Genomic DNA, 20,591 nt, shown 5'->3' on the forward strand with positions numbered 1-20,591 from the left:
GTTTTTTTAAAGAGCGGTGCAGGTCGCTGCGTTTCGTTTCCATCGCTGCGTTGTCTGCTGAGGAGGCGAACTATACCGCCCTGCCCCACCCTCGTCAACACTTTGTGCGAAGAAATCTGCAGGATTTGCTGAAATTCCGTCGCACAGAACGCTAAGTCACTGAACGGTAATACTTTATGAAATGCGGGTTTCATGACTGTTTTGCTGCGGGTGCGCAGCCCGTCATGCGTTACTGCCTATCCTGCCAGTGAAAAAGGGGCTGACGCACGCAAAAATCGGCCTCGGTACCGAAAGACACAGGCACAGGCGTCAAAAAGCCCGGCTGACGCCGGGCTTTTTGCTGAGCCAGCGATTCTCACACAGGAGAGGCTGGCTAAATAACCAACTTACTGACCATCCGATTTCTTGGTATTACGGCTACGGCCGCGCGGCGCTGATGGTACTGCCGGCTCAGAACTTGCAGCCGGCTTACGGCGCGAACGCGGAGCAGGCGCAACGGCATCTCGCGCTGGCTGTACAGCCGAGGGACTGGCCGCAGACTTGCGTCGTGCCGCTGCCGGCGGGGCTGATTCTCCCTTCACAGACGGGCGCGGATCTACAGGTGTTGGCACAGCTGCCGGTTTGCGCCGATTCCTTGCGGTGCCGGATGCTGCCGATGCCGCCGGGGGGATAGCAGTCACATTATCCTGACGATTGTCAGCACGCTTGCCATGCTGACTCCGACCGCGGGCACCATGATTGCTCTGCTTGCGGGAGGATGCAGTATGACTTGCATGTTGCGGTTTCTCGCGCTTAGTACTAGGAGAAAACGATTCGGCCTGTTCAGAATCACGCACCAATGCAAAATCAACCTGGGCATTTTCCAGATTGGCGCTCACCACTCTTACCGTCAGAGTATCTCCGAGGCGATAAGACATGCCGCTCTTTTCACCGACAATCGCCTGTATGTCCTTGCGGAAGTGGAAGTAGTCCTTACCCAGTTCGGAAATATGCACCAAACCTTCCACATAGACATTATCCAACAGCACAAACACACCAAAGCTAGTGACCGCACTGATCTTGCCCTCGAACACCTCGCCCACTTTATCCTGCATGTAGTAAGTCTTGAGCCAGGATTCAACGTCACGACTGGCGTCATCCGCTCGCCGCTCTGTCATGGAACAGTGCATCCCAAGCTGTGCCCACTTGCCGGGTTTGTACTTACTACCTTGCAACACTGCCTTAATGGAACGGTGCACCAGCAAGTCCGGGTAACGGCGAATCGGTGAGGTGAAATGCGTGTAGGCATCATAAGCCAGACCAAAATGGCCATTATTGTCTGGCGTATAAACAGCCTGCTGCATGGAACGCAGCAACATGGTCTGCAACACAGGCGCATCGGGGCGGCCATGAATCTGCTCGGCAAGCTTGGCATAGTCCTTGGCAGTCGGCTTGTCGTTACCCGCAAGGGTGAGTCCAACCAATTGCAAGTAGTTGCGCAGGTTCTCCAGCTTTTCCGGAGTGGGCCCCTCATGCACACGATACAAGCACTTCTGCTTGCTCTTGAGCAGGAAGTCAGCTGCACAGACATTAGCCGCCAGCATGCACTCTTCAATCAAACGATGAGCATCGTTACGGATCACCGGAACGATTTTGTCTATCTTACCCTGATCATTGAAGACCATCTGGGTTTCGACCGAGTCGAACTCGATGGCACCGCGCTTGGCACGCGCAGCCAGCAATACCTTGAACAGGCCGTATAAGGTATGGATATTGGGCAATAAAGGATTATCGGTGCCATGCTGAATCCAGTCCCATACCTGGGTATAGGTCAGACGTGCCTTGGACAGCATGACCGCCGGATAGAACTGATAGCGCTTGACCTCACCCTTGCCGTTGATTTGCATGTCGCAAACCATGCACAGGCGCTCAACATCAGGATTCAAGGAACAGATGCCGTTTGACAGGGCTTCGGGCAACATGGGGATGACCCGACGCGGGAAATAAACGGACGTTCCGCGTTCCAGCGCTTCCTGATCAAGAGCATCACCCGGCTGAACGTAATGACTGACATCAGCAATAGCCACAATCAGCCGGAAACCCTTGCCTTGCTTCTCGGCATAGACAGCATCGTCGAAGTCGCGCGCGGTTTCGCCATCGATGGTAACCAAGGGCAAGTGACGCAGGTCGACACGATCCTTGGACAAGTCTTTTTTGCGTACCTTCTTGGGCGTGGATTTGGCCTGGGCTAATACTTCGGCCGGAAATTCGTGCGGCAAAGCATGTTTGCGCAAGGCAATTTCTATTTCCATGCCCGGATCGGCATAGTTACCCAGCACTTCCACAACCTGCGCTACCGGCTGTCGGTAGGCATCCGGATATTGCAGGATTTCCACCATGACCACCTGGCCGTGCTTGGCATCCTTCTGGCTGCCAGGTTCGATCAGAATTTCATGCCGGATACGACGATCTTCAGGTGTGACGATCCAGACGCCACGTTCCTGATGAATACGCCCTACCAATTTGCTGAATGCATGATCCAGCACCTCGACAATTTTTCCTTCCTGCCGTCCACGACGATCAACACCGGAAGGACGGACCAGTACACGGTCGCCATGCATGACTTTTTTCATTTCACGTTCGGGCAGGAAAATATCCAACCCACTGCCTTCACCTTCATCCGGCAGAGCGAAACCAAAACCGTCACGATGACCTGAAACCTTGCACTTGATCAGGTCCAGTTTTTGCGCAGCACAAATCGCACCTTTTCGATTGATGATCAGCTGACCTTCACGCTCCATGGCTAGCAAGCGGCGCTCAAAGAAGCCCAATTCGGCATTCTTGATAGACAACATGGCGGCCAGTTCTTCCGGGAACATGGGCACACCATTATCTTCCAGGAGTTGCAGAACGAACTCCCGGCTGGGTAAGGGGTTGGAATATTTGAGTTTTTCTCGTTCCAAGAAAGGATCCTGCAAACGCAGGGGGATATTTTTTTGTTTTTTTGCAGATTGGGCCATTGACACCCTCAGAAACTTGTTTATAATTCGCATCTCGTTGCAGCAAGACAGCAACTGAATGATACAGCAAAGCAGTGCCCAGGTGGCGGAATTGGTAGACGCACTAGGTTCAGGTCCTAGCGCCCGCAAGGGTGTGGAAGTTCGAGTCTTCTCTTGGGCACCAACAAACTGTATTGTATAGTGCTTGTTCAGCTTGTAGCAGAAAACTTGGTTTGCCCAGGTGGCGGAATTGGTAGACGCACTAGGTTCAGGTCCTAGCGCCCGCAAGGGTGTGGAAGTTCGAGTCTTCTCTTGGGCACCAACAATTTTTAAAATCAGCATGCGCTGCTGGTTTGCAGTACCACAATTTGCTTTGCCCAGGTGGCGGAATTGGTAGACGCACTAGGTTCAGGTCCTAGCGCCCGCAAGGGTGTGGAAGTTCGAGTCTTCTCTTGGGCACCAATAAAAAGCCGTTGATCTTTGATCAACGGCTTTTTCCATTTTCAGACAGATAATTTCATTACGCTTGCTTTTTGCTATCGTCCCCGCGCGCTGCCAGTGCAGCACCAGCATTACGATCCAAGCTCCAGAAAAATGCGACCGAAAGCAAGGTCAGCACGCCCATCGCCAGAAATGACCATGCGAAGTCACTGCCTTGCAAAGTCTCATGTCCTTGCAATCCGGCAGTAGTCTGCAAAATGATGGCTGCAAAAGTCACACCAAACCCAGCTGCCAGCTGCTGCGCCACGCTGGAGAGGCTGGTGGCATGGCTCATGCGAGCCTGTGCCACGTCTGCAAAAGCAATGGCGTTCAGACTGGTAAATTGCAAAGAGCGCAGAAATCCACCCAACACAAACACCAGCAGCATTACCCAGTGCGGCGTTTCGGGACGAAACAGTCCGTACACCGCCATGGAAATGGCAACCAAGACGGCATTCCAAGTCAGCACTTGCTTGAAGCCAAAACGTTCAAGCACGCGCGATACAATGGTCTTCATGAAGATAGCCCCGATCGCAGTGGAGCACGTCAGCAAACCCGATTCAAACGGCGTGTAGCCAAAACCAAGTTGTAGCATCAGGGGCAGCAGAAACGGCGTAGCCCCAATACCCATCCGTATGAGAAAGCCACCCCACACACTGGCATGAAAGGTTGGCAAGCGTAGCAAGGACAAATCCAGCAACGGTTCATCTACCCGGCGGTAATGCAGCAAGTAAGCCAGCAACATCACTGCCCCAGCCATACTGACTGTCAAAGAAAGGTTGGCCGACAACATATGCTTGCCCTCGGTAGCCAGTCCCAGCATCAGCATGGACAAGCCCACTCCGGTCAAGAAGAATCCGGTCTTGTCCAGTGCCGGTACATTCTCATCCCGCAGATTCTCGATGTAACGGCCTGCGAGCACCATGCCAAGCAGGCCGATGGGAATATTGATGAAGAAAATCCAGCGCCAATGGAAATAAGTGGTGATAAACCCACCCAATGGTGGCCCGATAACCGGGCCCAACAGGGCTGGAATGGTCAGATAGCTCAATGCCCGAACCAGTTCATCCTTGCGTGTGGTACGCAAGATGACCAGCCGCCCCACTGGAACCATCATCGCCCCACCCATCCCCTGCACGAAACGCGCCAGCACGAAAGATTCAAGCGAGCCGCTAAAACCACACAAAACCGAACCCACCATGAAAACCAGAATGGCGGAGCGGAAAATACGTTGGGCGCCAAAACGGTCTGCCATCCAGCCGCTGACCGGAATGAAAACGGCAAGACTGACCAGATAAGATGTCAGTGCCAGCTTGAGAGCCACTGGATCGACCTGCAAATCCTGTGCGATAGCTGGTAATGAGGTGGAGATTACCGTTGCATCCATGTTTTCCATGAATAGCGCGGTGGCGATGATGAGCGGTGTAAGCATGCCGCTGGCAAGAAGAAACTGCATATTGTGTCAAAGTGATGGGAAGGGACTGAATTCAGTCTAACAGTTTGACCCATGCCTGCCGTCATGATCTTACAAACAAGTGTTGCGGATGACTAAATAAAACAAGGCAGCATATGGCTGCCTTGTTTGTAGCGGGAAATTCAGTGGCGTTACTGCGCAGTCAAATCCAAGGCATTGCTGAGATCACCCATTGGTGCTGCGCCATTGGCACGCAAGCCCGCATCCCGTTCGAGCAAGCCAGGCAAAGGCTGCAACTCAAAACGGCGCGTCAGGAAACGCAAAATCGAGCCGGTATCGTATTGCGTGTGATCGACAAAGCCTTTGCGGGCATACGGGGAGATGATGATGGCGGGAATACGGCTGCCCGGGCCCCAACGATCGCCTTGCGGTACAGGAGCATGGTCGTAGATACCGCCGTTTTCATCATAAGTCACTACAATCAGCATGTTCTTCCACTGCGGGCTCTGTTGCAGACGGGCAATGACCTGAGCGATGTGTTCGTCACCATCTGCCACGCTGGCATAGCCTGCATGCTGGTTGACATTACCTTGTGGTTTATAGAATGCAACCGTTGGCAGCTTGCCGGCTTGCGCAGCCTGGAGGAATTCTGCATCAAAATCCTTCAGGTGTGCCTGACGGTTGGCCTGCCGGGTAAGCGGGTCAAACTCAGCATAGTAGTTAAAGGGCTGATGGTGCGGCTGAAAGTTTGGCGTACTGCCGTTGTAGATATTGCTGCGTGCGGCCAGTGCAGCATTCCAGCCACCGGCATACCACGCCCAGCTCACCCCTTTGGCACTCAGCCGGTCGCCGATCGTCGGGCCATTCTGCGCCGGGAGGGTGGTCGCTTTGGCAGTGTCTGCGTACTGGCTTACTCCGTTGGTAGCCGGTGCATTGCCACTGGGCTGGTATAGCGGCTGCATGGTATTGACCGCATAGAACATGCCCTGCCCGTCTTTTGGTGTCAGGTTGCCGTCATTCTTGTAGCTTGGCTTGCCTTCTAGCACAGACGTCTTGGCACTGGCTGCCGGGGTCAGACGCAGGAAACGCCCCTGCGCGTCGGTGTCGATGGCCGAAATGGAATCCCGAGCCGGCGAGTCAGCTGCATCTGCATGCGGATATTGCGGAGCACAGGCACAGATCAGGTACTGGTGATTCAGGAAGGAACCACCAAAGGCACCCATGAAGAAGTTGTCGGCCAGCGTGTACTGACGCGCCAGCTTCCACAAGGCCATTTTGCTGCCATCGTAATACCCCATGCTCAGACCGCCGGCATCGGAATAAGCGGCAAACTTGTCGTTGGTACCACCATTGATCTGCATCTGGTTGTTATAAAAACGGTGAACCAGATCTCGTGTCGTGACATCCTGCGCAATCACGGTGCCGCTGCCCTGCACTCCTTTGGGATCATCCAGCTGGAACGGCCGGTTGGGCCAGCCCATGGTTTGTGCCTGGGACAAGGTGACACGCTGCCCGGCTACCGTCAGACCACCCCAGGTTGGCGGCAATAAGGGAAGCACGGACCCGTCAAAATCCTTCTGCGGAACATAGGTACCACGTGCAGAGGGGTTCACGCCGGGTATGCCGTTTGCACCGGGAAACAGTCCGTATAAATTATCAAAAGCGCGGTTCTCGGCAAAAATGACCACTACGTTCTGGATGGCATCAAGCGAGCCTGCGGTTGCCGGTGCCGCTACAGGCATGCTGTTACAACCTGCCAGCGCAAGGGTCAGCGCCATCGGTGCCCACAAGAGCTTGGAATTTTTCATGTCTGTCTCCGTTTGCTGAATACCAGCGATTGTGGCTGCGGCGTGTTGCAGCATGATGATGGATTAGAAACTGAAAATTATGGATGCGGCAAGGCGGCAGTTACTGACCCTAGTACAGAGGCTTAACGTCATCAGGCCGTGATGAAACTGCGTTATGTTGCAAGAATTCTGTTATCGATCCAGGACCATGCACCACACTTTCCCCCTGATACGCATCTCACATTGGCTAAGCGCGGTTCTGCTACTCGGCAGCCTTTCTGCATGCACCCCAACCAACAAGCAAGTGCAACACAGCCAGACAACCGGTATCTATGCGGTCCCAACAATGCCGGACAACCGCCAGCTGACCCAGCTGGGACGCCAGCTTTTCTTTGAAACCGCGCTGTCGGCGAATGGCAAGCAATCCTGTGCCAGCTGCCATAGCCCAGAGCATGCGTATGGCCCTCCGGATGGCAAGTCGGCACAACTTGGCGGGCTGGATGGCAAACAAATGGGTAACCGTGCAGTGCCATCCCTGCGCTATTTGCAGACTGTACCGCCTTTTAGCGAGCATTTTCGCGACAACGATGGCAATGACAGCGAGGATGCAGGGCCAACCGGGGGCTTTACCTGGGATGGCCGCGCGGCCAGCCTGCACGAACAGGCGTCCATTCCATTGCTGGCAAGTAATGAGATGGCCAATGCCAGCGCAGACCGGGTGGTGAAGCAGCTAAAAGGCAGTGCAAGTGCCAACGCCTTCATGGCAGTTTTCGGCAAGGATATCTTCCTGCACCCGGCACAAGCCTTCGACAAACTGGTGCTGGCACTGGAGGTGTTCCAGCAAAGTCCGGCAGATTTTTATCCGTATAGCAGCAAATATGATGACTGGTTGCGGGGCCAGGCTGAACTGAGCCGCCAGGAGCTGCGCGGCTTGCAAGTATTCAACAATCCGGACAAGGGTAACTGCGCTGCCTGTCATTTGAGTGAGCGGCAGCCCGATGGCGGCTTTCCGGCATTCAGCGACTTTGGCCTGATTGCCCTGGGAGTACCGCGTAATCGACAACTGGAAATAAATCGGAATACGGCATTCCACGATATGGGTCTATGCGGGCCGGTCCGCCAGGATATGCAGAAAACAGAATACTGCGGGCTATTTCGCACCCCGTCTTTGCGCAATGTGGCCACACGCAAGGTGTTTTTCCACAATGGCGTATTCCATGATTTGCGCAAGGCGGTGGAATTCTACGCCAGCCGCGATACCCAGCCGGAGAAATGGTACCCCGCTGCCAGCAATGGCCAGCCAGTGATGTTTGATGATTTGCCGACGATTTATCATGGCAATATCAACCGCGAAGCCCCCTTTGGCGGAAAACGGGGAGCACCGCCAGCGCTGAGTGCACAAGAAATCAACGACTTGCTGGCTTTCCTCGGTACGCTGACGGATGCCGATGCCCGCCCAGCCCGCAGCGGGCAATAGCAGAGTATGGCTTACCGCTCCAGCCGGGGCACATCCGCCCGGCCCAGCATGGCAGCGAGCACATCCACCACCAGTTGATGATCCTCGCGTTGTGGTAAGCCGGACACCACCACCGAGCCGACACACAAGCCGCCTTCCAGCCGCAGCGGAAACCCGCCGCCATGGGTAGCGTAATCTGCCAGTAGCAGCCCGTTCTTCTCCTGCAAGCTGGTTTGCTGGCGCTGGCAATCCAGACCGATGGCCAGTGAGCTGCGCTCAAACTTCTGCACCACATTGTGTTTGCGACGGGCCCAATCCTCGTTATTGGCCGTGGCACCCGGCATCAGGCACTGAAAATGCCGGGTCTGGTTGAGGGTAAGCACAATTGCCAAAGCAGCACCACGGCGCATTGCCTCCTCCCGCAGCCTACAACCCAACAACCACGCCGTGTCAGCATCGAATTGCTTGAATTGCAGCAGGGCTTCCTGTTGCGCAATGATCTGTAAATCCTGCTCGATACTCACAACACTTCCTCCGCCGATACTTCACGCCCCAATGCGGCGCTACGCACTGCGCGCTCCAACCACTCCATCACATTGACCGCTTCAGCAGCTGTCACCGGATTACTGCCCTGCCCATGGATGGCTGCGGCAACTCGCTGGTAGTAACAACGATAGTCGCCCGCCAGATTAGCCAATTGGGTGCTATTGCTCGCATCCCCCTCAGCCACAATCAGTTGCCCCGGCTGCGGGTCAGTCCCCCAGCCCTCCCCGCCTACAGCCTTGCCCTGCTTGAGATCAGACTCCTGTGTATCCAGTCCATATTTGACATAGCTGGCGAGATCGCCATGCACCGCGTAGCGCGGGATACCACCACTCACCAGGCATGAGCCATGCAATACCACGTGCGTTGCCGGATAGCGCAATTGCACATGGAAATAATCCGTCGCTTTGGCTCCCTGACGCTGCGTGGCAAGAAAGGCGGTAATTCCCAGAGGGCGCCCGAACAACAACAAGGCCTGATCCAGCAGATGCGGGCCCAGGTCGTACCACAGACCGCTACCGGCCCCACCCTGCTCGCGCCAGCGCTGTCGTACTGCAGGACGGTAGCGATCAAAATGCGAGACAAACTGGCTGATCTGGCCCAAGCGGCCACTGTCCAGTAACTGGCGCAGGGTCAGAAAATCCGCATCCCAGCGACGATTATGGAAAACAGATAACAACACGCCCTGCTGTTTTGCCAGCGCATCCAGCTGTCTTGCCTCGTTGAGCGTGACGCTAAATGGCTTGTCGACGACAACATGCTTGCCAGCCAGCAGCGCCGCCTGAGCCTGTGCGAAATGCAAGTCATTGGGTGTAGCAATGACGATCAGGTCGACTGCTGCATCTTGCAAAGCCTGTTCAAGGGTGGGCCAGCATCGTGCATCAGGCCAGTCAGCCTGTAACTGCTCGGGCTTGCTGCTGACAATACCGTATAAGCGCAGGTCCTGGCAGGCGGCAATCAAGGGGGCATGGAAGGTTTTACCGGCATAACCATAACCAAGCAGTACAGCATTCAGAGGTGTGCTCATGTCATTTCCAGAGGGTGGCAAGGCAGGTGGATCGCGCACAGGAGACAACTGCATCCCAGGTGTTAGCGCTATCATGCCAGCCCTCACACATAAAAAAAACCCACCGTATGAGGTGGGCTTTTTTTGATCAGGCCAGGATTACAGCCCGTAAGGATGACGCAGTACGATGGTTTCTTCACGGTCGGGACCGGTAGAAACGATATCGATCGGCGCACCACATACTTCTTCGATACGCTTCAGGTAAGCCTGGGCGTTAGCCGGCAGGTCTTCCCAGCGCTTGGCTCCAACGGTGGAGTCGGTCCAGCCCGGCATGGTTTCGTAGACCGGTTCGCACTTGGTGACGGCATCGGAACCGAAGGGCAGGATGTCGATCTTCTTGCCGTCCAGCATGTAACCGGTGCACAGCTGGATTTCTTCCAGGCCGTCCATCACGTCAAGTTTCATCACGCACAGACCGGACACACCGTTGATCTGGATGGAACGCTTCAGCGCAGCGGCATCGAACCAGCCACAACGACGCGGACGACCGGTAACCGAACCGAACTCGTTACCACGCTTGGCCAGGAAGGCACCAATTTCATTTTCCTGTTCGCTCGGGAAGGGACCGGAACCCACGCGGGTGCAGTAGCCCTTCACGATACCCAGCACGTAGCTGAGCATTTGCGGCGGCACACCCGCACCCGGTGCGGCGGCACCGGCCACGCAGTTGGACGAGGTAACAAAGGGGTAAGTACCGTGGTCGATATCCAGCAGCGTGCCTTGGGCACCTTCAAACAGGATGGGAGTACCGGCCTTGTCCATGTCGTACAGTGTGCGGGACACGTCAGACACCATCGGCTTGATACGCTCTGCCAGCTTCATGGTGTTAGCCAGGATTTCTTCGTAACTTACCGGCTCGGCCTTCAGCAGATTGGTCAGCAGGAAGTTGTAATACTCAACGTTCTCTTTCAGCTTGGAGGCAAAACGTTCCGGGTTGAACAGGTCGATCACCTTCAGGGCGCGACGGGCAACCTTGTCTTCATAGCAAGGGCCGATACCACGACCGGTGGTACCGATTTTGCCAGCACCCAGTGCAGCTTCGCGCGCCTGATCCAGCGCTACGTGGTACGGGAGGATGAGCGGACAGCCTTCGGCAATCTTCAGACGGGCCGAAGCATTCACGCCAGCAGCTTCCAGTTCGTCGATTTCCTTCAGCAGTGCTTCAGGCGACAGCACCACGCCATTACCGATAAAACATTCCACGCCTTCACGCAGAATGCCGGACGGAATCAGGCGCAGCACGGTTTTCTTGCCATTCACCACCAGGGTGTGGCCCGCATTGTGACCACCCTGGAAACGTACCACAGCACGTGCGTGGTCGGTCAGCCAGTCAACGATCTTGCCCTTGCCTTCATCACCCCATTGGGTACCGATCACGACAACATTCTTGGACATTGGAAAAACCTCTTCTTCAGTCAAACTAAAAATCAGTTAAAGGGGACGATCTGCCAGCCGTCAGCGGCCGGAACGAGTTCACGGTTGCAGCCGATGGCCTCGGCTGATTCCCCCAGATAATCAATGATCACCACTTCACCACCGGCGCGCAGGCGCTCGACTTCTGCCTGTGCCGCTGGCAGATGGCGATTAGAAACGCGGATGCCCATGGCACTGCCGCGTTCCGGCAGGATCTGGATCAGGTCACGCAGATCCAGACTGAAACCTGTCGCCGGACGGGCGCGACCAAAACGGCGGCCGACATTGTCGTAGCGGCCACCACGCGCCAGCTCTACCGCCCAGCCCGGGGCATAGGCGGCAAAAATCAAACCAGTGTGGTAGTGCGTGCCACGCAGCTCGGACAAATCAAAGCTAATGGCAACACGGCCTTCAAAAGCACGGGCAATGGCAGTCAGCTGCATCAGTGCCAGTTCCACTTCCGGCAAGGAAGGCAGACGCGTGCGCGCCTTTTCCAGCACGCTGGCCGGGCCGTACAGTTCGGGCAGGGCCAGGAAGGCAGAACGATACGGTTCAGCCAGACCGGCGACCTGCTCTGCAATGCTGGCGGCATCCTTGTTTTGCAACACGGCAAACAGTTCGCGGGTTGCCTGCGGTGACAAGCCTGCAGCATTGGCCAGACCACGGAAAATGGCGGTATGACCAACATCCAGACGCAGCTGAGGAACCTTGACCTGTTCCAGCGTGGACAGCATCAGTTCGATGATTTCAATGTCCGCCTCAATGCCGGCGTAACCATACAGCTCGGCACCAACCTGCATGGGCTGGCGCGAGCTCATCAAACCGTTGGGACGGGTGTGCACTACGCTGCCGGCATAGCACAAACGCGTCACGCCAGTGCGATGGCCCAGCAAATGCGCGTCGATACGCGCCACCTGCGGGGTGATGTCGGCGCGCAATCCAAGCTGATGGCCGGACAGTTGGTCGTCCAGCTTGAAGGTTTTCAGATCCAGCGCGGTATCCCCTTCGGCGATCAGCGAATCGACATATTCGATCAGCGGCGGCAGGACCAGTTCATAACCTGCACAGCGGAATTGTTCCAGCATCGCCGCCTTGGCAGACTCCACCTGGCGGGCAGTGGCGGGCAGAATGTCCGCAATGTATTCGGGTAACAGCCAGTTACGCATATTCCGTTTTCGACAAATAAAAGGCGGGATTCATCACCCCGCCCTGTTTACGGCAAACTGGCCGGGGTGTCCGGCCAGTCATGAAAACTGATTGTAGAATCAATACAACGCTTACTTGCCTTTGCTGGCAGACTGCGGGTTCTTGAAGTACTTGAAGAACTCGCTGTTCGGGTCCAGCACCATGACATCGCTCTTGTTCTTGAACGATTCCTTGTAGGCATCCATGCTGCGCCAGAACGCGTAGAACTCCGGACTACGGCCATAGGCTTCAGCATAAATCGCTGCTGCCCGGGCATCGCCAGCACCTTTCAGTTGCTGCGCCTTGTTGTAGGCTTCGGCAAGAATGACATCGCGTTGCTTTTCTGCTTCGGCCCGAATGCGTTCAGCATCGGCAGCACCTTCGCTGCGCAACTGGCTGGCGACGGTACGGCGTTCTGACTGCATACGGTCGTAGACAGAGCTGCTTATTTTATCCGGAAAATCGACGCGTTTTAAGCGCACATCGAGAATTTCCACGCCTATTTTACGCGCATCTGCGTCTGCGCGCTTGCGAACCGTCTCCATCACCTCGTCCCGCTTGCCGGAAATCACGTCAGCAACCGTCTTCTGGCCAAACTCGGCACGCAAGCCGTCATTGATGGTTTGCTTCAGGCGGGCAACCGCTGCGGCTTCCGAACCAACACTCTTGTAGAACTGTTCGACATCCACAATGCGCCATTTTACATAGCTATCCACCAGCACGTTCTTCTTCTCGCGGGTGTTGAACAGCTCTGGTGCTTCGGCATCGATGGTCAGCACGCGGCGGTCGAAATACCGCACATTCTGCAACAGCGGTATCTTGAAGTGGATTCCCGGGGTAGTAATGATGCGATTCACCTCGCCAAACTGGAAGACCATGGCGTACTGCCGCTGGTCGACCGTAAACAACGACAGGCTGGCGATGAACAGGGTGGCCAATACTGCGAGTAGGGTTGGCATGAGTTTTTGCATGTCAGCGCTCCCCGCCGAGAATGTCACGGCCACGACCGAAATCGCGACCATTCTTGTTGGCGCGCACGGCAGGTGCCGATGGCGTCACAGGCGGCGTTGCGGCAGGTGCAGATGCCGCACTGGCCGCAGGGGGTGCAGTTGGCGCAGCTGCCTGCATCAGTTTGTCCAGCGGCAGGTAAAGCAGGCTGTTTCCACCCTTTTGGTCCACAACAACTTTACTGCTGGAGCTCATCACCTGCTGCATCATGTCCAGGTACAGGCGGTCACGCATGACCTTGGGAGCCTTGTTGTATTCCGACAACACTTGCTTGAATCGAGAGGCATCGCCTTCGGCTTGCGCTACCACTTTCTGCTGGTAGGCCTCGGCCTCTTGTTCCAGTCTGGCAGCCATCCCCTTGGCTTTGGGCACGACATCATTGGCGTAGGCCAAACCTTCGTTGCGCAACTTGTCCTTGTCCTGACCGGCCTTCACCGCATCATCAAATGCGGCGAGCACCTGCTCGGGAGGCTGCACTGCATTGATGTTGACCTTGGCAATGCGCACGCCCAGTCCGTAACGATCCAGAATGTCCTGGATTACTTTCTGTGCATCTGCGGCAATCTGGGCACGGCCTTCGTTTAAGACGAAATCAACCTTGTTGCGTCCGACAACTTCACGAATAGCCGTTTCCGTAGCCTGCTTGACGATGTCATTGGCATTACGATCAGCCGAGGCATTGTTGAATAGGAAAGCCTTGGGATCTTTCACGTCGTACTGCACAGAAAGTTGTACATCGATGATGTTCTGGTCTGCAGTCAGCATCAGCGATTCCTCAGGCACCTTGTTCTTGGCATTGCTGCGGTACCCCACTTCCACGCTGCGCAGTTCGGTCAGGTTGACGATTTCGGCCTTCTCAAACGGGTAAGGCAGGTGCCATTGCAAGCCAGGGTCGGTGATGCGGCTAAAGCTGCCCATGCGCAACACCACACCCTGCTCCTTGGCATCCACGACATAAAATCCGCTACCCAGCCATAGTGCGGCCAGGACACCGGCAACAGCGATGGCGCCGCCCTTGAATGCAGCCTTGGGTTCCGGTCCTGGCTGCCCGCCGGCCGGAGGGCGGGCACCAAGCAAACGTGCCAGTTTCTGATTGAGCTGGCGGAATACTTCGTCTAGATCCGGCGGTCCGTCACTGCCCTGACGCCCCCGGTTTGGATCATTCTGCGACATATTCGTCTTGTTCTTCATGTTGGTTATCAGGTGACTGCAAGCGTTCGGCAAGTGCTTCACGCAAGAGTTCCAGCCCTTCCCCGGTGAGCGCGGACAGACGCACAGCCGCAATTTCTCCCAGTTCGTCGCGTTCAATGTCCGCTGGCAATTGGCGCAAATCTGTCTTGTTCCAGACGATTAGCTGCGGCACGGACTCGGCCCCGATTTCAGCCAGCACCTTGTTAACTTCCTCGATTTGAACATCGCGCAAGGGGTTGGAAGAATCGACGACATGCAGCAACAGGTCGGCCTGAATCGTTTCTTCCAGCGTGGCACGAAAAGCTGCAACCAGGGTATGTGGCAAATCCCGGATGAAACCAACCGTATCCGAAACAATGATGGAAGTTTCGGTATTGAGAAACAGCTTGCGGCTGGTAGTGTCCAGGGTGGCAAACAACTGGTCGGCAGCATAGGCACGCGCCTTGGTCAGCGCATTGAACAGGGTGGACTTGCCTGCGTTGGTGTAACCAACGATGGAGACCGAGGCAATGCCGGTACGTTGACGACCACGGCGCTGGGTGTTGCGCTGTTTCTGTACTTGGGCAAGACGCTCTTTTAGTGCCTTGACCCTATTACCCAGCAAGCGACGGTCGGTTTCCAGCTGGCTTTCACCCGGTCCACGCAGACCGATACCCCCCTTCTGGCGCTCAAGGTGGGTCCAGCCACGGACCAGACGAGTAGCGATATGCGACAGCTGTGCCAGTTCGACTTGCAACTTGCCTTCATGACTACGAGCGCGCTGGGCGAAGATATCCAGGATCAGGCTGGTTCGGTCGATCACGCGGCATTGCAGTGCGCGCTCCAGATTGCGCTCCTGTGCTGGCGATAGTTGATGATTGAAAATCACCACATTCGCACCGGTAGCCCTCACCATCACCCCGACCTCTTCCACCTTGCCCTTGCCAGCAAACAAGGCGGCGTCGGGCCGCTGGCGCTTACCCTGGATGATACCCGTGACAGTGACATTGGCAGAGCGAACCAGCTCGGCACATTCGGCAACATTTTCCTGATGATCCGGATCACCAAAATCCAGACAGACCAGCACAGCCTGGTCTCCAATATCGGGACGATCAAACACAGTATTCAAAACCATTATGAATGGGTTGCGCTGCAACTGCTGAGCATGGCTGCAGCCGAACCTGGCATGAAAAAAGGCCGACAAACCGTGTCTGGATGACACAGTCTGGCGGCCCGTGGAGGATACAGCGCTCGGCCCGATCAGGCGTCTTGCTGATCCTGCTTCTGACCCGGATGTTCGTGCGGGATATTAACCGGACGGGCCGGTACCACTGTGGAGATGGCGTGCTTGTAAACCATCTGGGTTACCGTGTTCTTCAACAGCACGACGTATTGGTCAAAAGACTCGACCTGACCCTGCAGCTTGATACCGTTAACCAGATAGATGGAAACCGGCACGTGTTCCTTACGCAGGATGTTCAGGAACGGGTCTTGTAACATTTGCCCTTTAGAGCTCATTCGTTTTCTCCGAATCGTTGATTGTTGTATTAAGTAATCTTTAAAACCCGGCTGGCATGCTTATTTTTAGCAGAAAAAAACCCAGCCTACTATTTTTTACCACTCTTGCCCCAGCGCACTTCCTTCTCGCGCCCACGCATCTTGGACATCGGTTTGGGCTTGGCTCTGGACTTTTCCTTGGACTCTTCGGTATCGAAAGGGTTTTCCGAGGTTTTGTACTGTACCCGCAGCGGCGTACCCTGCAGTTTGAACACCTTGCGGAAGGTATGTTCCAGATAACGCGTATAACTTGCCGGAATCGCATCCAGCGCATTGCCATGGATAACGATGATAGGCGGATTCATCCCGCCCTGGTGAGCATAACGCATCTTGGGACGCATCAGGCCCGAACGCGGCGGAGCCTGACGCTCAACTGCAACATTCAACACACGAGTGAGCTTGGGCGTGGCCAGTTTGACCATGGCAGCCTGGTAGGCTTCGTCGATGGACTTGAACAGATCGGCAACGCCACGGCCTTCGATGGCCGAGATGTAATGGAACTTGGCGAAATCCAGAAAGCTGATCTTGCGGGCGATGTCCCGCTTGATGGTTTCCTTTTGCTCGAAATCCAGGTTATCCCATTTATTGACTGCCACCACCAGTGCCCGGCCTGCTTCCAGTGCAAAGCCTGCAATGGTGGCATCCTGTTCGGAAATATCCAGCTGCGCATCCAGCACCAGTACTGCGACGTTCGCGTCTTCAATGGCCTTCATGGTCTTGATGACGGAAAACTTCTCAATCGCTTCGTTCACCTTGCCACGGCGCCGCACACCTGCGGTGTCGATAATGGTATAGGTATGGCCTTCGCGTTCGAAATCAATATAGATGCTGTCACGCGTGGTGCCTGCCTGGTCGAAGGCGATCACACGCTCTTCACCCAGAATGGCATTCACCAGCGTGGATTTACCTACATTCGGACGACCAATAACGGCAAACTTCGGATGATAGCGGTCTTCTTCTTCCACTTCTTCCGGGAAGTCTTCCAGCACCATGTCCATCAGTTCGCGCACGCCGTCCCCGTGTGCGGCGGAAATGACCAGCGGCTGGCCCAGTGCCAGTTCGTGGAATTCAGCTCCGGCAATGGCGTGGCTGATGCCTTCAGCCTTGTTGACCACCAGGAAAACCGGTCGGTCGATCTGGCGCAGTCGGTTGGCGATGATCTTGTCCTGCGGCGTGATGCCGGTACGGCCATCCACCAGAAACACCACCGCATCGGCTTCATCCACCGCCTGCAAGGTTTGCTTGGCCATCTCGAACAGGATGCCTTCGTCGACCACCGGTTCGAAACCGCCGGTATCCACCACCAGATACGGTTTGCCCCCGACGCGCCCATGACCGTAATGGCGGTCGCGTGTCAGGCCTGGCTGGTCGGCGACCAGTGCATCACGGCTACGGGTGAGCCGGTTAAAAAGGGTCGACTTGCCCACATTGGGACGGCCGACCAGCGCTACGGTAGGTTTCATTACAACATTTACTCAATGGACAGCAGCGTCAGGCGGCCACTTGCCGCTTGTACCAGGGCAGAAGAGCCCAGGGACAGGGGCTGGGCGACAATGCCTTCGCTACCTAGTTTCACACGGCCCACCAGGCTGCCATTTTCGTTGGACAGCAGGTGGCCATAGCCTTCGCCATCGATCACCAGAACAAAACGTCCGAGCATGGCGGGGCCAGATACATTACGGAATTTCAGGGCATCCGTTTTCCACAGGTTGCGGCCGGTAGTACGGTCATAGGCCCAGACTGAACCGTCTTCCGCAGTGACATACAGCTTGCTGCCATCCAGCGCCACTCCGCGGCTGGAGGACAACTCGCGCGCCCACATCAGGTTGCCGCCCTTGGCATCAAAGCAGGCCACCTTCCCCTGATACGCAACGGTACACACCTGACCGCTTTCGTAAACCGGGCGACTGGTAATATCGGTAATGCGTTCCAGCTCGGTTGCACCACGCGGGTTGGCCACTACGCCTTCCCACAGGGTATTACCGTTGGTCGGGCTGATGATGTCCAACTTGCCACCAGGCAAGCCCACCATGACCGCTTCGTTGCCGACGGCCTGCATGGAGCCGGTGTTGCGCACCAGCAGTTGCGGCTGCGTGTGGGATACCGACCATTGCTGCTTGCCGTCACTCAGGCTGAAACCGGTAAGACGCCCGTCATTGCTGCGCACCACCACCATGTTGCCAGCCACCTGCGGTGCTTCCAGAATGACGCTGGTCAGCGACTGCTCCCACAGTACCTTGCCGCTGTTACGGTCTGCGGCCAGCAGTTTGCCGTCCAAGGTGCCGACGATGACGGTATCACCAGCGACAGCCACACCGGAGGAGAGGCCGCGCTTGAGTGTGATGTCGGCAGTTTGACGACCGCTAAGAGCATCCACAACACGGATATGGCCGTCGGCATCGGCAGAAACCACATTACCGTTGGCATAAACCGGTGTGAATGTGCCATCGGATGCAGCTTGCGACAGCGTCCACTTCACTTTCAGCGCCTGGATGGGCTTGATGTCCGCCAGCGGTGTGGGCTTGGCAGCGACAGAACCTTCAAACCAGCTGGCGCAACCAGCCAGCAAGAAGGAGGAGAGTACAGCGGTAACCAGCAGTTGGCGGCGCATCAATTAGGCTCCCAGTGCGTCAAGTTTGGTCTGTATGAACTGGCGGTTGGGCGAATCGCCTACCAGCTTGGCAAGCGCAGCCTTGTAGGCGTCACGGGCAGCAGCCTTGTCACCCTTGGCGGTCTGGACATCGCCGCGCAGATCAAGGAACAGGGCATCAAAGGCTGAAGGATGAGCCTGACCCAGTTCGGCCAGCGCTGCATCGTAATGCTTCTGGTCAAGCTGAATGGTCGCCAGACGCAGATGCGCCACGGCCACCATGGATTCGTCCTTCACGTTTTGTACCACCCAGCCCAGCTGGGCCTGTGCCGTGGCCGGGTCGTTCTTTTCGAAGGCGACCTTGGCGGCAAGCAAGGCGGCATCAGCCGCGTAGGCGGTACCGGCATAGTCAGCCTGCAGCTGTGCAGCTGCCGATTTGACCTTGCTTAGATCCTGCGTCTGGGCAGCCTGCTCGACATCGGCAAACACCACGGCAGCCTTGCTGGCCTGCGCAGACTGATAATAGCCATAACCCTTGTAGCCCAGATAAGCCACGCTGATGGCCAGCACCGCACCACCAATCAGTTTGCCCCACTGTTGCCAGAAGGCTTTCATGGAGTCGATCTGTTCCTGTTCCTGCAAGTCGTACGCCATTGCGCACCCCCCTTATATCAAGCCTTGATCGCGGTGATGGTCGCGGCTACCTGTTCGAGCGCCACGCTTTGCTGTGCAGCATCTGCACGCATGGGCTTGACCACGGCCTGACCTGCCGCCATTTCGTTTTCTCCAATGATGACGGCAAATTCGGCACCGCTACCATCGGCTTTTTTCATTTGCGACTTGAAGCTGCCTTCACCCAGGTGCTGGATGACGGACAGGCCGGCATGGCGCAACTGCTGTGCCAGTTTCATCGCATACATGGCGGCACCTTCGCCTTGCTGGACGATGTACACATCCACATTGCGCGCTGCCGGCAACAAACCCTTGTCCTGCAACAGCAGCAACACGCGCTCCAGGCCCATGCCAAAACCGATGCCCGGGGCAGGCTTGCCGCCCAGCTGCTCGATCAGGCCATCGTAACGGCCACCGGCACATACCGTGCCTTGTGCGCCCAGTTCGGTGGTGACCCACTCGAACACGGACTGATTGTAGTAATCCAGACCACGAACCAAGCGCGGGTTTTCGACAAAGTCGATACCCAGTGCACCAATCATGGCCTTCCAGCCTTCGTAATGGGCACGTGAAGCGTCGCCCAGATAGTCGGACAAGCGCGGTGCGCTATTGGCCATTTCCTGCAAGGCCGGGTTCTTGGTGTCCAGCACGCGCAGCGGATTAGTGTACAGGCGGCGCTTGCCGTCTTCATCCAGAATGTCGACAAAGCCTTCCAGATAGCTGATCAGCGCCTTGCGATGGGCTGCGCGCTCTTCGGCATTGCCCAGTGAGTTGATTTCCAGACGCACATACTGGCTCAGACCCAGGCGTTGCCACAGGTCAGCGGTCATGGCGATGATTTCGGCGTCGATATCCGGGCCGGCAAAGCCCAGCGCCTCGATACCCATCTGGTGGAACTGGCGGTAACGGCCTTTCTGCGGTTTTTCGTGGCGGAACATCGGGCCCATGTACCACAGCTTCTGGGTGGTGTTGTACAGCAGGGTATGCTCCACCACGGCACGCAAGGTGCCAGCAGTGCCTTCCGGGCGCAAGGTCAGGCTGTCACCGTTGAGGCTGTCGACAAAGGTGTACATTTCCTTTTCGACCACATCGGTCACTTCGCCAATGGCACGGACAAACAGCGGGGTGGTTTCCACAATCGGTGTACGAATGTTCTGATAGCCATAATCAGCCAGCAGCTTGCGCAATACGCCTTCAAAGTATTCCCATTGGTACGACTCGGCGGGCAGTACATCATTCATGCCCTTGATTGCCTGCAATTTTTGCGCCATT

General features: G+C 56.2%; 17 protein-coding genes and 3 tRNA genes. 4 read left to right on the forward strand and 16 right to left on the reverse strand.

Features of this window, described 5'->3' with window-relative positions:
• Both HWX34_RS21025 and rnr read right to left on the reverse strand, forming a co-directional pair.
• Nucleotides 1-194: hypothetical protein (locus HWX34_RS21025; RefSeq protein WP_218645021.1), on the reverse strand; the 194-nt coding region annotated here is incomplete at its 3' end.
• A gap of 192 nt (nt 195-386) precedes the next feature.
• Nucleotides 387-2,999: a ribonuclease R gene (gene rnr, locus HWX34_RS02105; RefSeq protein WP_178970782.1), complete on the reverse strand. Its 2,613-nt coding sequence runs from the start codon at nt 2,997-2,999 to the stop codon at nt 387-389.
• Nucleotides 3,000-3,075: 76 nt separating this feature from the next.
• Between rnr and HWX34_RS02110 the strand changes: the two genes are divergently transcribed.
• The 3 genes from HWX34_RS02110 to HWX34_RS02120 all read left to right on the forward strand — a co-directional run bounded on the left by HWX34_RS02110 (nt 3,076) and on the right by HWX34_RS02120 (nt 3,440).
• Nucleotides 3,076-3,162: transfer RNA gene (locus HWX34_RS02110), tRNA-Leu, on the forward strand.
• Nucleotides 3,163-3,213: 51 nt separating this feature from the next.
• Nucleotides 3,214-3,300: transfer RNA gene (locus HWX34_RS02115), tRNA-Leu, on the forward strand.
• 53 nt (nt 3,301-3,353) lie between these two features.
• Nucleotides 3,354-3,440, forward strand: a tRNA-Leu gene (locus HWX34_RS02120).
• A 58-nt stretch (nt 3,441-3,498) separates the two neighbouring features.
• Here HWX34_RS02120 and HWX34_RS02125 read toward each other — a convergent pair.
• Both HWX34_RS02125 and acpA read right to left on the reverse strand, forming a co-directional pair.
• Nucleotides 3,499-4,914 (reverse strand): DHA2 family efflux MFS transporter permease subunit, encoded by a 1,416-nt coding sequence (locus tag HWX34_RS02125; RefSeq protein ID WP_255496542.1) that lies wholly within the window; start codon nt 4,912-4,914, stop codon nt 3,499-3,501.
• 149 nt (nt 4,915-5,063) lie between these two features.
• Complete coding sequence (gene acpA, locus HWX34_RS02130) at nt 5,064-6,680, reverse strand: acid phosphatase (protein WP_178970783.1); 1,617 nt, start codon at nt 6,678-6,680, stop codon at nt 5,064-5,066.
• A gap of 325 nt (nt 6,681-7,005) precedes the next feature.
• Between acpA and HWX34_RS02135 the strand changes: the two genes are divergently transcribed.
• A complete protein-coding gene (locus HWX34_RS02135) occupies nt 7,006-8,136 on the forward strand; it encodes a cytochrome-c peroxidase (RefSeq protein ID WP_255496543.1) in 1,131 nt (376 codons plus the stop codon).
• Between the two features lie 11 nt (nt 8,137-8,147).
• Here the strand turns inward: HWX34_RS02135 and HWX34_RS02140 are convergent, their stop codons facing one another.
• From HWX34_RS02140 to hisS, 12 genes are all read right to left on the reverse strand, one after another.
• A complete protein-coding gene (locus tag HWX34_RS02140) occupies nt 8,148-8,639 on the reverse strand; it encodes a heme-degrading domain-containing protein (protein WP_178970785.1) in 492 nt (163 codons plus the stop codon).
• Nucleotides 8,636-9,685 carry an oxidoreductase gene (locus HWX34_RS02145; RefSeq protein WP_178970786.1) on the reverse strand — a complete coding sequence of 350 codons (1,050 nt, stop codon included), beginning with the start codon at nt 9,683-9,685 and terminating at the stop codon, nt 8,636-8,638. Before HWX34_RS02145 ends, HWX34_RS02140 begins: the two co-directional genes overlap by 4 nt.
• 138 nt (nt 9,686-9,823) lie before the next feature.
• Nucleotides 9,824-11,119: an adenylosuccinate synthase gene (locus HWX34_RS02150; RefSeq protein ID WP_178970787.1), complete on the reverse strand. Its 1,296-nt coding sequence runs from the start codon at nt 11,117-11,119 to the stop codon at nt 9,824-9,826.
• Between the two features lie 32 nt (nt 11,120-11,151).
• Nucleotides 11,152-12,303: an ATP phosphoribosyltransferase regulatory subunit gene (locus HWX34_RS02155; RefSeq protein WP_045844763.1), complete on the reverse strand. Its 1,152-nt coding sequence runs from the start codon at nt 12,301-12,303 to the stop codon at nt 11,152-11,154.
• A 111-nt stretch (nt 12,304-12,414) separates the two neighbouring features.
• Complete coding sequence (hflC, locus tag HWX34_RS02160) at nt 12,415-13,281, reverse strand: protease modulator HflC (protein WP_370459655.1); 867 nt, start codon at nt 13,279-13,281, stop codon at nt 12,415-12,417.
• Nucleotides 13,282-13,294: 13 nt separating this feature from the next.
• Complete coding sequence (gene hflK / locus HWX34_RS02165; protein ID WP_255496544.1) at nt 13,295-14,521, reverse strand: FtsH protease activity modulator HflK; 1,227 nt, start codon at nt 14,519-14,521, stop codon at nt 13,295-13,297.
• Nucleotides 14,490-15,635 carry a GTPase HflX gene (hflX, locus tag HWX34_RS02170; RefSeq protein ID WP_218645023.1) on the reverse strand — a complete coding sequence of 382 codons (1,146 nt, stop codon included), beginning with the start codon at nt 15,633-15,635 and terminating at the stop codon, nt 14,490-14,492. The genes hflK and hflX overlap by 32 nt, the downstream gene beginning before the upstream one ends.
• 125 nt (nt 15,636-15,760) lie before the next feature.
• Nucleotides 15,761-16,018, reverse strand: a complete 258-nt coding sequence (gene hfq / locus HWX34_RS02175) for an RNA chaperone Hfq (RefSeq protein ID WP_045844760.1) — start codon at nt 16,016-16,018, stop codon at nt 15,761-15,763.
• 89 nt (nt 16,019-16,107) lie between these two features.
• Entirely contained in the window at nt 16,108-17,520 is a 1,413-nt protein-coding gene (gene der / locus HWX34_RS02180; RefSeq protein ID WP_045844759.1) for a ribosome biogenesis GTPase Der, read from the reverse strand.
• A gap of 8 nt (nt 17,521-17,528) precedes the next feature.
• Nucleotides 17,529-18,668 (reverse strand): outer membrane protein assembly factor BamB, encoded by a 1,140-nt coding sequence (bamB, locus tag HWX34_RS02185; protein WP_178970789.1) that lies wholly within the window; start codon nt 18,666-18,668, stop codon nt 17,529-17,531.
• Nucleotides 18,669-18,671: 3 nt separating this feature from the next.
• The gene (locus HWX34_RS02190; protein WP_178970790.1) at nt 18,672-19,301 is read right to left on the reverse strand and encodes a tetratricopeptide repeat protein; all 630 of its coding nucleotides are present in this window, start codon (nt 19,299-19,301) and stop codon (nt 18,672-18,674) included.
• A 17-nt stretch (nt 19,302-19,318) separates the two neighbouring features.
• The gene (hisS, locus tag HWX34_RS02195) at nt 19,319-20,590 is read right to left on the reverse strand and encodes a histidine--tRNA ligase (protein ID WP_178970791.1); all 1,272 of its coding nucleotides are present in this window, start codon (nt 20,588-20,590) and stop codon (nt 19,319-19,321) included.
• Nucleotide 20,591: the final 1 nt, after the last annotated feature.

Origin of the sequence: Aquitalea sp. LB_tupeE, from assembly GCF_013391415.1 — a bacterium.
In the GTDB taxonomy this organism is placed as follows: Bacteria; Pseudomonadota; Gammaproteobacteria; order Burkholderiales; family Chromobacteriaceae; genus Aquitalea.